General features: G+C 62.0%; 10 protein-coding genes. All 10 read right to left on the bottom strand.

Going from position 1 to position 13,985, the window contains the following annotated elements; translation table 11 throughout:
* Positions 1-2: 2 nt before the first annotated feature.
* A complete protein-coding gene (locus tag GBK02_RS10470; RefSeq protein ID WP_203466617.1) occupies positions 3-2,129 on the bottom strand; it encodes a TonB-dependent siderophore receptor in 2,127 nt (708 codons plus the stop codon).
* Positions 2,126-6,082, bottom strand: coding sequence for a cobaltochelatase subunit CobN (gene cobN / locus GBK02_RS10475; protein ID WP_203466618.1), 3,957 nt, complete (start codon positions 6,080-6,082; stop codon positions 2,126-2,128). The genes GBK02_RS10470 and cobN overlap by 4 nt, the downstream gene beginning before the upstream one ends.
* 27 nt (positions 6,083-6,109) lie before the next feature.
* Positions 6,110-6,373, bottom strand: a complete 264-nt coding sequence (locus tag GBK02_RS10480) for a hypothetical protein (RefSeq protein WP_203466619.1) — start codon at positions 6,371-6,373, stop codon at positions 6,110-6,112.
* An 81-nt stretch (positions 6,374-6,454) separates the two neighbouring features.
* Positions 6,455-8,710, bottom strand: coding sequence for a TonB-dependent hemoglobin/transferrin/lactoferrin family receptor (locus GBK02_RS10485; protein WP_203466620.1), 2,256 nt, complete (start codon positions 8,708-8,710; stop codon positions 6,455-6,457).
* A gap of 170 nt (positions 8,711-8,880) precedes the next feature.
* Entirely contained in the window at positions 8,881-9,780 is a 900-nt protein-coding gene (locus GBK02_RS10490) for a histone deacetylase (RefSeq protein ID WP_203466621.1), read from the bottom strand.
* 71 nt (positions 9,781-9,851) lie between these two features.
* Positions 9,852-10,709 carry a tetratricopeptide repeat protein gene (locus tag GBK02_RS10495; protein ID WP_203466622.1) on the bottom strand — a complete coding sequence of 286 codons (858 nt, stop codon included), beginning with the start codon at positions 10,707-10,709 and terminating at the stop codon, positions 9,852-9,854.
* Positions 10,710-10,727: 18 nt separating this feature from the next.
* On the bottom strand, positions 10,728-11,402 hold the full coding sequence (locus GBK02_RS10500; protein WP_203466623.1) for a hypothetical protein: 675 nt from the start codon (positions 11,400-11,402) through the stop codon (positions 10,728-10,730).
* On the bottom strand, positions 11,399-12,487 hold the full coding sequence (locus GBK02_RS10505) for a beta-ketoacyl synthase N-terminal-like domain-containing protein (protein WP_203466624.1): 1,089 nt from the start codon (positions 12,485-12,487) through the stop codon (positions 11,399-11,401). The genes GBK02_RS10500 and GBK02_RS10505 overlap by 4 nt, the downstream gene beginning before the upstream one ends.
* A complete protein-coding gene (locus GBK02_RS10510; RefSeq protein WP_203466625.1) occupies positions 12,484-12,753 on the bottom strand; it encodes a phosphopantetheine-binding protein in 270 nt (89 codons plus the stop codon). The genes GBK02_RS10505 and GBK02_RS10510 overlap by 4 nt, the downstream gene beginning before the upstream one ends.
* Complete coding sequence (locus GBK02_RS10515) at positions 12,750-13,982, bottom strand: ABC transporter permease (RefSeq protein WP_203466626.1); 1,233 nt, start codon at positions 13,980-13,982, stop codon at positions 12,750-12,752. The genes GBK02_RS10510 and GBK02_RS10515 overlap by 4 nt, the downstream gene beginning before the upstream one ends.
* Positions 13,983-13,985: the final 3 nt, after the last annotated feature.

The following is a 13,985-nucleotide window of genomic DNA, read 5'->3' on the forward strand; positions in this document are numbered from 1 at the left end:
GCTTACCATTTGCCTTCCAGCGAAACCATCAAGGTTCGTTGGCCGCGTTCGGTGGTATTCAGTTGCCAGCAGTCGGTCGCATAACGGGCATCGGCCACCCGGCGGTTATCGGCGCGCAGCAGGTTCTGGGCCTCAAGGCGCAGGTTGAGTTGCGCCGTGACGCGGCGAACGGCATAGAGATCGAGCAAGGTACGGGCTTGTTGCCGACTGTTCAGTTCATCGGCCACGGCGCTGCGGGTCGGACCGAATTGATTGAGCTGGAAGCCGGCCGTTGCCTGCAGGAAGGGCAGGCTTTGATCGAAGCCGAGGGTCAGCTGGTAACGCGGCAGGTCGCGCACATCGCGCCGGATACCCAGGCGCTCATCATCCACCCGGCCTTGCGGCAGGGTCAGGTGGCTACGCAGCGTGCTGCCCTTGAAGCCGAAAGCGTCGCCCTTAAGCTTGCTGTCGATCTCCAGCCCGTAGTGTTCTGCCGTTCCTTCGTTATAGGGGCGATCGACCCAGCGTCCGGCTTCCTGCTGCGTGCGCCGTTCGATGAAATTTTCGGTGCGCCGCAAGTAGATGTTGGCCCCGACGCTGCCGGCATCGTTCGGCAACTGCTGGTCAAGCGCCGCCTCCCAGTTGATATTGCGTTCGGCGACAAGATTCGGGTTACCGGCTCGGTCGGCTTCAAGCGGGCTGTTGTAGCCGCTGCCTTGCACGGTCAACCCGGAAATTTCATCCAGTTTCGGGGCTTTGATGCCGGCCCCGAGCGAGGTCCGGAAAATCAGGCCAGGCGTCAGTTCAAGTCGGGCAGCCAGCGAAGGCGCGACTTGTCCGGCATTCTGGCTGCGTCCATCGGTTTCAAGCCGGATCGTTTCGCCGCGCAAACCGCCGGTCAGCGTCAGTGACTGGGTCGCAGACCATTCGTGCTGCAGCCAGGCCGTCCATTGCCGGGCTTCAGCCTGATGCTGGCTGTGGTAGTTGCTCGTACCGTTCACCGCCTGCCGCTCCTCGCGGCGCAGCCAGCCTTGTTCCAGACCGAGCGAGAACAGGCCTTCGCCGATGTTGCGATCAAGCCGGATGGCTGAAGAGAACTCGTTTTCATCACGCGCCAATGCTTCGCGGGCGGCGCTGCTGCTTCCGCCGGCATCCGTCCAGCGACGGTCGGTATCGCTGCGGCGCTGGCTGTCCATCACCGCTGCGCGCGCCGAGAGTTTGCCGGCGGCCAGCCGGGTTTCGCCTTCGGCCCGCAAACGGGCAATGGTCAAGCGACTGTTTTCATCTTCCCGGCGACCACCATCGGCTATTAGTCCGCTGCCGCTGGCCGGGCTGCTGTAAGCCTGGCGGGTAAGGGTCGTCCGTCGCTCGCCCTGGTTGTGATAAAGGCTGGGCCACAGGGTCAGGCTGTGGCTTGCTTCGCGCCAGCTGAGGCGTGGCGAGAGGATCAGTTCGTCGAGTTGATAGTTGCCTTGTTCGCGCTCTTCCTGCCACAACGTCCGGTTTCCCGCGGTCGACACCTGGCGGGCGCTCTTTTTGTCGAGCGGCATGCCGTGATGATTGACGGTCACCGGAAAAATCCATGAGAACGTCTTGTCGCCGCCGCCCAGGCTGGCAGTCAATTGCGTGTTGGTTTCATCGCCGCGCTGGCCGACGGCCAGCTTGATATTGGCCGAGTCTTGCGGACGCGCTTTGCGCAGAACCAGATTGACCGTTAGCGGGGCCGAGCCGCCATGTTCGGCCGAGGCGCCGCGCAGGATTTCGATGCGCTCCAGCTCACCCGATGGCAAGCGGCCGACCGTGGTCAGCGCGTAGCGGGCATTGGCCGAGGGGCGTTCGCCATCGACCAGGAACTGCACCGCATCGCGCCCCATGCCGCGCGCGTTGGCGGTCGGGCCGCCATCGCCGTTGTGTGCCCCGGCTTCGATGCCCGGCAGCTTGCGAATCACCTCGCCGACGGTCAACCCGCCCAAAGCCTCGATTTCTGTCTTGTCGAGCACGGTTTTCTGGGTCACTGCGGCACGCCGCTCTTCATCGCCATCACTGCGCGCACCAACAGTCACCTCGCGGAGGGTCGGTGCAACTTCGGCCAGTGCCAGCGACGGCAGCAACAATCCGGCCAATAGTCGATGCGCCATCTGCTTGATCATCGATGACTCCGATTCTGGCGGCGCAAGGCCGACAAGCCGCCACCGCAAGTCGCCAGCAACAGAAGCGACGAACCGAGCAAGGCCAGTACGGCCGGCGGTGCCGGTGGTGGCGTGTTTTCGACTTTTTCCAGCCGCATGCCCTGGATCGGTGGCGGTTTCGGCGCAGCCGGCGGCGGGACCAGATCGGCGGCGCGCTGCGACTGGGTCGGCGAGGGCGCTGACGGCAGTGAGGCAGCCAGTCCGAAGCCGGGCGCAACGAATTTTTCGAAGGCGGCGTTGCTGCTCTGTACATCGTGGCGCTTGGCCAGTTCGCGATAACGTTCCTTGAGTTCGGCCACCGTCTTGGCGTCGGCCTGCCAGTAACCCTGGCGAGCCATTTCCAGCATTTTTTCCATGCTCTGGGCCAGCGCGTGCGGGTTGTTCTGCTCGAACCACTGCTTCAGGCCGAGCTTGTGCTTGTCGCGGACGTAGACATCGACGAACTCCTGCCACTGATCGTCGCGAACGATTTCACGCGACACTGTGGTCCACCCGGTGAAGTTGTTGACCGAGTCGAGCACCTGCAGCGTGCCGGAATAGCCCTCATCCATCAGCCCCTTGATGTAGCCGGGGTGGAAGTTGCGGGTGGCCAGTTCCTTGGCGAGGAACTGGGCGGCACCCTCGACCTTGCCCGAGCCGCTGCCACGCAGGTTGGAGATGTAGAGTTCCGGCGCCTTGCCGTCGAGCTGGCGAACCGCGGCGCCGATGCCGCCGAGGTACTGGAATGGATCGTCGGTGGTCAGCATGCCGTAGAGGTTGGAAGTGCGCGACAGAACGGCGCCTTCGGTGCCTTTCAGGTGCTCGGCGTAGAGATTGACCTGGCCGCCCTTGCCGTCGCTGCCGGCAATGCCTTTGCTGCCCCAGGTCGATTCGTCGGTGCCGTAGGCGAACTGCATTTTCGACAGGTAGAGGTTGGCCAGCTTGCGGTCGCCTTCGGCCTTGTTCTTCCAAGTGTCGGTGGCCAGTGCCGCATCATCCAGGCCGGTGCCGTAACGGCCCGATTCGGAGGAGAAGATGCGCGTTTCCGAGGCTTTTTTCGCCGCCGCTTCCGGGACGCCTTGCTTGACCAGGCGAGCCGCAATGGCACGGCTGTTGGCGTACATCGGGTTGTCGGCTTCTTCGGCCCGGGCGGCCAGTTCGACCGCCTTGGCCAGTTGCTTCATGGCGTTCGGAAAATGGTCGCGGTAGAGGCCGGTGGCCGAGAGCACGACATCGACCCGTGGCCGCTGCAATTGTTCGCGCGGCACCAGCTTGACGTCGATCACCCGGCCGCCGCTATCCCACACCGGTTCGACGCCCATCGCCCACAAGGCTTGCGCTTCGAGCAGCCCCTGGTGACGCATGGTTTCGACCGACCACAACGAGAAGGCGAGCTTCTTCGGCGCTTTTCCGGCTTTCGCCCGGTGCGCGGCGATCAGCGCTTCGGCGGCGTCCTTGCCGGCGGCCCAGGCCTGTTCGGTCGGCACGCGCGACGGGTCGAAGCCGTACAGGTTGCGCCCGGTCGGCAGTGCATCCGGGTTCTTCATCGGATCACCGCCGTAAGAAGTCGGCCGATGCTGGCCGGCCAGCGCCGAAAGCAGGCCATCCATTTCGCCGGCCGCACCGAGATCGGCATACCAGCGCCGGCCTTGGGCCAGTTGCCCGGCCAGCTTGGCATCGGCCGGCACCTTGCCGTCGGTCAGGTAGCTGGCGAGCAGTTTCCACGGGGCCGATTCGGCCAGTTTCTGGTAGTCACCGACGAATGTTTCGTCGAGATCGTCCTCCTTGACCCCGGCGGCCCGCGCAGCGGCTTCCCAGTAGGGCTTGCCGAGCATCAGCAGGACGGTGCCGAGGCGATGCTTTTCGAGCGGCGGCGTGCCGAAAGTGTGCAGGCCGAGCGGCTGGGCGGTTTGCGCCAGCTCGTGCAGATGGTCGTGCAGTTCGTTGATGAAAAGCGGGAATTCGCGTTCGATGCGCTCGTCACTCCAGCCCATGTCCTTGCCGATGCGTTCGGTTTTGACCTGTTTTTTCAGGTCGACTGCGATCTTTCCCTTGACCGAGCCATCGTCCTGGGCCAGCCAGGCGTGCAGCAGGTCGTGGATTTTGGTCAGCACATCGTGCAGTCCGGCCGGCGCGAAGGGCGGCGTCTGGTGGCTGACGGTGACAGCCCGGCCGCGACGCTTGGTCTGCAGCGCTTCGCCGATGTTGTCGACAATGTAGGGATAAACGACGGGCACATCTCCGACGGCAAGCATCGGGTAGTCGGACATCGACAGGCCGCGCTCCTTGCCGGGCAGCCACTCCTGCGAGCCGTGCGTGCCGTAATGGACGATGGCGTCGGCCTTGAACCCGGCCCGCGCCCACAGGTACTGGGCCATGTAGAAATGCGACGGGGCGGCCTTGGTCGAGTGGTAGAGCGCTTTTTCCTTTTCTTCCCAGCGCTCGCCGCGCGGGGCCTGCGGCGTGAAGATGATTTTGCCGGCGGCAAAGCGCGGGATGACGAACACCGCTTCGCCGCGGTCGACGATGACCATGGCCGATTTTTCGGGTGCTCCCCAGCGTTCGTTCAATTCGTTGCGCACAGCCGGCGGCAGTCCATCCAGCCAGGCGCGGTAGGTCTTGACCGGCAGGCGCTCGGCCAGCCCGTCATTGAGCAAAGACTGCAGTTCGCCATCGCGGTAGTAGGGGGCGAGCAGGCGCTGCAGGTTGTTGATCAGCACGGTTTCTTCGTCGGCGCGCGTGTCGTAGCCGGCAGCCTGCAGCCTTTTCAAGGTAGCAACGGCGCTGCGGGTGACGTTGAGGTAGGAGGCCGACAGGTTCTTTTCGCCCGGTGGGTAGTTCCAGTAGAACACGGCCACTTTCTTGTCGGCGTTGTTCAGACGCTGCAGACGAACCAGATTCAACGCCTTGTTGGTCACGGCGGCAGTCTGTTCGGCGATGACATGGGTTTCGCCATCCGGCTTGCGCGTCGTATTGGTCACCACGGCATCGATAATCCCGGCGTATTCGCCCTGGGCCAGGTAAAAAGGCACGTCGATCAGCGGCAAGCCTTGCGGATCTACCCGCCAGGCAGCTTCGTCGCCCTTGCGGTAGGCCAGCGCCTGGATCACCGGGATGCCGAGCTTGGCCAACTCGCTGCGCCGGCCTTCCGGGTCAAGCACGATCTGGGTGTTGATCACCGCATCGGCCACCACTTTGCCGCCCACCGTCAGCATCGCTTCGTGCGGACCGAGAACCCCGGCGTAGTAGGGGAGTGCGATGGCGCCACCGGCCTCGATGCGGCGAATCATGTCGTCGATGAATGCCGTCTGCTCGGCACCGATGTAGATCTGGTGGAAAGCGATGGCGACCGTCGGCGGGCGTTTTTCAAGGTCGATGCCTTTCCAGCGGAAATACTCGGCAGGCGTGGCAAAAACGGTATTCGGTGCTTTCGGGTGGTAGACCGCAGCATCCGGAAAGATGAAGGGCGGTGCGATAGCGTCCAGAGGCTGGCCGCGTCGGTGCGCCGCCAGGGTTTTGAAAAACCCTTCAAAATTGTGTTTCCCGCCATTGGTGTAATAGGCATGCAGGCGGTCAGCGACCGCCTTGGGAAAACCTTCTGCCAGCGGTCCGTTGTCGCGCATCCAGATATGCGGCGCCTTGAGTCCGGGCAGCACCTTGGCCAGTTTGCCTTTGACAGCATCCTGCATGTGACTGCGCGCGGCATCGAAAAGCACGATATCGTGGCCCTTGAACAAGGTATCGATCTGCTCGACGGGCAATCGTTCGGCAAAATGCGCTTCGACCTTGAAACCATGTGCCGCACCGATTTCGGCAACCATCCTGAATTTGGCAGGGGGTACCGGAGAGGTGGTGATGATGAGAATGGACTCAGCCGACGCCCACTGGGCAAACAGCAGGGTCGCAACGAGCAAAATGCGGCTTAACAAAGACATGCGTTTCCTGGCGGGCAATCGGTTGAATCAGTGGAAGACGGCCAGCTGGTCGCCGGTATCGGGGGAAAGATCATCGGCGATGGCGAAATGAAGCTGTGTCCATTCCTGTTCGAGATGTCGCCCCAGTTGTTTCAGCGACGGGGCAATCTCGCTATCCGGATAGCGTTGCAAGCGAGCCAGCTGACGACGTATGTCGAGCGCCTGTTGCGGACAACCGAGGCATGAGAATTCGGTCATTTGCGACAGCAGGGCGCCGATCAAGGCATCGGCTTCGGGTTTTTTTGCAGACATGGAAATTCCAAAAAAGACGCTGGCAACCTTGACGATCGGGCTGCCAGCGCAAAGCGGACTGGTTGAGTAATGGGCTGCCGGCTAGAACTGATATTTCAGGCTGACCGAAGCATTGCGTCCCGGCTGGCTGAAGGCATCGATCTGGGCATACGTCGGCGACTGATTGCGGACATCGGCCCACAGGAAATATTTGCGATCGAACAGGTTGAAGATGCCGCCGTTCAGCGTGAGGTTCTGGCTGATCTGGTAGTAAGCCGTCAGGTCGAGAATCGCAAAACCACCAGTGTTGTAGCTCGTGCTGGTGTCCGGATTGCGTTTTTTGCGCTCGACTGCGGTCAACATCAACTGCGAACCGTATTGCTGGCCGTTGTCATAGCGCAAGCCAAGAACGACCTTGTCCGGATCAATCGTTGCCAATGGCGTTTTTACACCGTTCTGCCGGGCATCACCGATGGTGTGGGCATAACTGGCCGAAGCGCTCCAGTCACGATGAAACGCCCAGTCGCCGCGAAATTCGTAGCCGCTGATTTCGACGTTGCTCAGGTTGATGGTCTTGTAAACATCCGGCGTCGGGGCTGCGTTCGATTCGACCAGCACGTTGCTCGCAATGAAATTCTTGTACTCGCCGCGGAAGGCGCTGGCGCTATACCGTACCGACTGGCTCCTGCCGCGTATCCCGATTTCAACCGAATCGCTGGTTTCCGGCTTGAGTTCAGGATTGCCAATCGAAGTATAAGGATCGGCGGCCGTCAGATTGGTGACGCCGCCATTGACCTGAGTCGGCGTCGGTGCGCGGAAACCGTGTGCGTACTGGGCGAACAGGTTGGCCATCGGGTCGAGCTTCCAGATCACGCCGAATTTCGGTGAAACCTCGCGCCCATCGAGCTTGGCCGGTTCGGTCGTGTTATTGACGCGGTACAGGCTGTCGGCCTTGGGCGTCATCTTGAAGCTGTCAAAACGTACACCGGGAATCAGGCTGAATGGACCGATGCCGATTTCATCCTGGACAAAGGCGCCGAGCAGGCTGTAGTCGGTATCCGGGAAGCTCTTGTTTTTGACGAAGGCTGCCCCGGCGCTGTTGTAGCCATCCTTGAGCGAGGTGACCTCGGTTGTGCTGGCATCAATGCCGTAGATGATCCGGTGGCTGATGTATTCACCGAAATTGCTTTCCAGTTGCAGGCTGCCGCCAATCACCTCTTCGCCATACCGGGTGTCGCGCCAGCGCGAAGTCCCCCATGAACTGGAGGTGCTCTTGCCTTCCAGGCCCCATTGGCGGTTTTCCGATTGCTGGTTGTACAAGGCGGCCGTCATCCGCTGGAATAGCGGATTGTCGATATTGTTGTAGTCGTAGTCGAGCTTGAACAGGCGACGCGTAATATCCTCGCGCAAAGCCACTTGATTCAGCCCGGCGGCCGCATAGGCATCGCCGAGAAAGCTGAGCGCAGTCGTATCGACCTGACGATCGAGGTTTTCAGCTGTCAGCTTGATTCTGTGATTCCTGTTCGGCTTGATGACGACTTTGCCGAGCACGTAATTCGACTGCGTATCCTGCGGGTTCGGTACCGTCCGTGTCACGTTACTGGCGTGGTTGTCGCCCTTGTTGTCCGTCTCATGGCCACGCCGCAAGCTGGCCAGCAACATGGCTTCGACTGTTTCATCGGCATAGGCGAACGAGGGAACGGTGGTCCAGCTGTTGTCGACCGTGGAATAGCCGAGTTTGAGTGCTGCCTGCGAAGACTTGCCCAGCGTCAGCAGATCGCCGGGATCCTTGGTCAGGAAAGAAACGGCACCAGCCAGCCCATCGCTGCCAAACTGGGTTGATGAAGGGCCGCGCAGGATCTCAACCCGTTTGTAAGCTTCAATATCGATATAGTCGCCGCGCCCGGCTGCATAAGGACCGCTGGCATAACTGGCCGGCAGGCGGACGCCATCGACTTGCAGCAGGACCTGATTACCCTCAAGCCCACGAATATTGATCCCTTCGTTACCGCTCCGGCCAGTAGCACGGAACACGCCGGAAGCCCGATTCGGTTCCGAGCGCACCGACACACCGGATTCATAACGCAGCATGTCCTTGATGTCGGCCGCTTGCTCCTGCTCGATACGCTTGTCTGAAATACTGGTGATGGTGTTGGCCACATCGTGCACATCCTGCTCGGTGCGCGTTGCCGAAACAACGATATCTGCCAGTTGCAGTGCGTTTGGCCGGTCATTCCTGGCTGTTGCGAGCTCCGTTTCGGCAAAGGCATTCGGTATCAGGCCGGCACAAATCAGGCTGACAGCAACGGAAAGATGGCGACGCGAGTGAGCATGCGGCGCAACGACGGTATGACCCATGAAAATCCCCAGAGTAATCAGATCTGGCGAGCTGCCTGGGTAGGTACCGTGGGTGGCTGGCTAATGAAAATCGGACAAAATCATCTGCGCTGCGCTGATCACAAGCAGATAACGAGAATCATTATCAATTGAAGAGATGGTTTTGTCAATCGACACACGCACGGTCCGGACTATGGAAACAGCCGAAAAGCCTGCTTGATCGTTGCGCAATGAATCTGGACTGTGTCCTCGATACGCCGTGCATAACCGCCAGCCATGGCAACAGCCACCGCGACCTGATGCTGTCGGCAATGTTCGAAAACGCGCCGGTCGCGTTCGGCCAGGCCATCGAAGCTGAGACTCAGGCGGCCGAAACGGTCGTCGTGATAAGGATCGGCGCCAGCCAGATAAATGACCAGATCCGGGCGCGACAAATCGAACGCCAGGTCAAGGCCATCGGCCAGGCGCAACAAATAAGCCTGGTCGGTGCAAGCATCGGGCAGTTCGATATCAAGGTCGCTGATTTCCTTGGTGAACGGGAAATTGTGCGCCCCATGCATCGAGAAAGTGAAAATGCTGTCATCGCCAGCCAGGATGCTGGCCGTGCCATTCCCCTGATGAACATCGCAATCGATGATCAGCACCCGTCTGGCACGCCCTTCGGCCTGCATGGCTCGCGCCGCCACTGCCGCATCGTTGAAAACGCAAAAACCTTCGCCGCGATTGCGGAAGGCATGATGCGTGCCGCCGGCCAGGTTGGCGGCTGCGCCATCGTCAAGTGCGGCACGGCAGGCTGCCAGCGTCGCTCCGGCCGAGCGGCGGGAGCGTTCAACCATGGCCGCACTCCACGGAAAGCCGATGGCTTTTTGCTCCGATTCGCTCAGTTGACCGCGGCAAACACGCCGGATGTACTCAAGATCATGCGCCCGGGCCAACGCTTCATCGCTGGCCGCTGCCGGCAGGTGAAAATCGGTTTCGGCAAACAGGCCGCTGTCGAGCAGGGCAGCGCGCAAGCGGGAATATTTCTCCATCGGAAAGCGATGGCCGTCCGGTAGCGGGAGAACAAAAATATCGGTGTAGAACAGTTTCATGGCTGAACGCTGTCATTCAGCGCAAAGCAAACCGCACGGGCCTGCTTTGCGCCATCGGTCGCAGCGACCGCTCAGTTCAGCGCGGCCGACATCTTGCGCCGGAATTCACGGATCAGATCGTCGTATTGATCGCTGCCGCCGAGTGCTTCGAACAATTGCAGTACTGCCTTGCGACCGGCACCTTCGTCGAAGCTGCGGTCGCGGATGACCACTTCGAGCGCCGCTTCGAGCGCCTCGCGGAAACGGCTTTGTGCGGCATAGGCGCGCGATAGTTCGAGACGGGCAGCATGATCGGCCGGGTTGGCCGCCAGTCGGGCTTCGATCTCGGCCGTATCGGCGGCACCAGCGGTCAGCGCGAGGCGCGCTCGCAGGGCGTTGGCCCGATCGACTTCCTGGCTGTATTCGCCGCCGAGCAGTTCGCCGGCTTCGTCGTTGCGGCCAAGATGCATCAGGACTTCGACGGCATCGAGCTGGATCGCCTGATCTTCCGGTTTGGCACGGCTGGCTTCGATCAGCTTGGCCAATGCTTCTTCGAACTGGCCGTTGGCACAGAGTTCTGCCGCTTCCTCGCGCGGGTTGCTGCCGGCGACCGGCGGCAGGGCAAAGCGGTCGAGAAAGGCGCGAATCTGGCCTTCCGGCAAAGCGCCGGTAAACTCATCGACCAGTTGCCCCTGGAACAGGACCTTGACTGTCGGAATGCTGCGCACGCCGAAGTGCTGGGCCAGTTCGGGCGATTCATCGGCATTGACCTTGGCCAGCAGGAAACGACCGGCATATTCCTCGGCCAGCTTTTCCAGCAAGGGTTTCAAGGTCTTGCACGGTTCGCACCATGGCGCCCAGAAATCGACGACAACCGGCACTTCCTGCGCCAGCGCGAGAACCTTGCTTTCGAATTCTTCGAGGGAAACGTCAAAGTGGAATTGGGACATGGTTTGAGCCTGTAAAAGTTAAAGTCGGGCAAATGCCAGTGCCGGGCCGGGCAGGCCAGACGAGGCAATCTGAAAGCTGGACGCATTGCCAGTCGCCAGTTGGCGGCACAGCAAGGCGGGAAAATTGGGGCTGTCGGCCAGTGTTTCCGGCAACGGCGGGCTATCTATCTGGAGGCGGCAGAGCGAGTTTTCAAGGGGTTCGCGGCTGAGCAGCAGCCATTCACCGGCCGCGACATCGGCCAGCGCATCGAGGTGGGCGACCAGTACCTGTGCGTAGCGCCCTTCGGTCAGCCAGTGGTCGGCGAGCGCCAGCAGCATCGCCCAGTGAGCGCCGCCGGCTTCGGCCAGCGGAAAATGAGTCGCCGACACCAAGCCCGGCAGGAAAGGCTGGATTTGTGCCGCCGCAATCGCCGGCTGGGTCGCCAGGAAATCGTAAGGCAGCGGTTCGGCCGTACCGTGACAGACTTCCTTGAGCAAGGCCTGCGTTTCCAGCCGGGGGCCGTGGCTGGATTGCCAGAGCAGGGCGGTCGGCTGTTTGCGTCGTTCCGGTGGAATGCAGGCCAGCGCCCCGAGCAATGCCAGCTGGGTCAGTCCGGCAGCCCGGCGCAAGGGCTTGCCGAGCACGGCGCGCACCACCGCAGGTAGATCTTTCGGCGCATAAGACTGGCTGCATGCTGCGTTCAGGTAGTTCATGCTTGACGCTCGATGATCATCGTTGCCAGACCGCCGCCGAAACCGACTAGATTGAGCATGGCCCGCTCGACATAGGCATTGTTGCGGTCGACCATCAATTGCAGGCCGATTTCGGGGTCGGTTTGCGAGAAACCGGGTGTTGCCGGGATTTTCTCACCATCGAGACAAGCCATCAGCGTCGCCAGTTCGGCAATGCCGCTGGCGCCCAGCGTGTGGCCGAAAGACGGTTTGAAGGAAATCAGCGGCGGCACGGCATTGCCGAAAATCCGGCGCAGGGCATTGGCTTCGGCCAGATCGGTGCCGGGCGAACCGGCGGCCTGGAGTTTGAGCAGCTCGATATCGGCCGGTTTCATTTCTGCCTCGTTCAGGCAGTCGACCGCAAGACGGGCAATCGGGCCGCCATCCGGGTCCGGCCCCGTCGTCGAATAGGCGTCGATACCGGTACGCAGGCCGGCGATGCGCCAGCGCCCCGGCGCGGCAGAAAGCCAGATGGCCGAGACGGCCTCGCCCAGCACCAGACCATCGCGTTGCGGCGCAAACGGCATGCAACTGCGACGGGCCAGCAGTTCCATTGCGGCAAAGCCGGCCAGCGTGCTGTCGTTGGCCAACTCAATGCCGAGCACGATGGCCTCGTCGATCCAGCCGCCAGCGATCAGGCTGCGGGCCGCATCGATGGCCGAAAATCCCGAAATGCAGGCGTTGGAAATACTGCTGCACGGCCCGCTCAGCCCGGCCCAGTCAGCAATCTGCCGACTGAACGAGGCGCTGGCCGGCGGCATGTCCAGTTGCCCGGCCCTGGCCTGCTGCTCGAAATGGCCGATCTGGTAGGACGAAGAGGCAATGAACAAGGGCGTTTCCGGTGCCAACGGCCCAAGCTGCGCAACAACCCGGCGCACGGCCTGCTCGGCCCGTGTCATCCAGTCCGCGTCATCGAGCGGCAGGGCAAAGAAAGGAAAGCTGCGCTCCCCCAGCAGGCGCATCTGCGAAGTGCATTCGCCATCCCACAGCGCCTGGGCAACAGCTTGCGGGGTTGTCCCCCGGGCGCAAAGCAGGGCGCTGCCGGTAATCAGAACGGGACGCTTCATGCCCGGCTGGCGAGCCAGGCGTCGAGGTGCTCGGCCATGTTGCCGACGCTCGACAGAATGCGCCGCGTTTCCTTGCTGTCCGGCAGGCGCAGGCCGTATTTTTTCTTGATCGCCATCGAAACCTGCAGGGCATCGAGCGAATCGAGCTGCAGCGCGGCTTCCGGCCCGAACAGCAGTTCGTCGTCACCGATGCTGGCCGGATCGCAATCCTTGTCGCAGGCTTCGACGATCAGTTCCTTGAGTTCAAGACAGAGGGCAGCGTTCATGATTGGGCAGTTCGGGTACGGTGATTGAGCCACATGGCAGCGAGCAGCGACAGGGCGGCGAAAGTGAGCAGGCGGGCGAGGCTGGGCCACAGATCCCCCAGGCTGCCATGCCGCAGCATCACGATATGGAAACCTTCCAGCCCCCAGGCCATCGGCGAAAAGCCTGCCAGGGTCTGCATTGCCGCCGGCATGATAAATTTGGGCACCATGATGCCGCCGATCGCACCCATCAGGATGTTGCCGACGCCGCCGACAATGGTCGCCTGTTCCGAGGTCCGGGCCAGGCTGGCGACGAGCAGCGCCCAGGCCACGGCGGCCAGGCTGACGGCGGCCGAAACAATCCACCAGTTGAAAAGCAGCGGCAGCTTGCCCGGCATGTCGAGCGCTTCGCTGCCGAAGAGCGGCACGAGATAAATGCCGATCAGCACCATGAGCAGCGCCTGCAGCTGATTGACGATGAAAAATGGCAGCAACTTGCCGGCGAGCAGCAGATGGAACGGCACGCCCATGGCGCGCAGGCGTTGCAGCGTGCCTTGCTGGCGCTCAATGATGAAAATCGACGAAACCGGGATGACAACGAAGAACATCGCAAAGATCAGCCAGGCCGGCACATTCTGCTGGACCGACGAGGGAATGCCGGGATTCGCGTCGCTGCGCACGGCTTCGCTGCGGATTTCATCCGGCCAGTCTTTCTCACCATCGCTGCCAGGGGCGACCGGCAGACCGAAAAGCTTGCCGGCCTTGCGCGTCAGTTCGTCGGCCCGCAAGGCGCCGAGGGCGGCCATCACCTGATTGCGAAAAGCCAGTTGCAGCGCCGGACTGAGCGTCGGGTCAAGCAGCAACTGCAACGGTTCGCTGGCTTGCCCGTCGGCCCCGGAAGGAGTCAGCAGGCGTTCGCCGAAGCCCTTGGGTAGCACCAGCGCCAGCGTCTGGCGACCTTGCAGGATGCCCTGGCGAGCGGCATCGGGGCTGTCTTCCAGCGGCAGCCGGCGGAAAGCGGCGGTCTTGTCGAGACGCTTAATCAGCGCACCCGAATGCGGGCTATGGTCGAGGTCGACCACGACATAGGCCGCATCGATCGTCACGCCCGGCGAAAAGGCATCGCGTAGCGCCATGGTCATGACCAGGATGAACACGGTCGGCATGATGAACAGGGCAAGCAGGCCGTGCCGGTCACGCAGCAGCGCGATGGTTTCCTTGAGCCAGAGAGCGAGCAGGCGAGGTGACATCGT

This window comes from Dechloromonas sp. TW-R-39-2 (assembly GCF_016864195.1).
Lineage (GTDB): Bacteria > Pseudomonadota > Gammaproteobacteria > Burkholderiales > Rhodocyclaceae > Azonexus.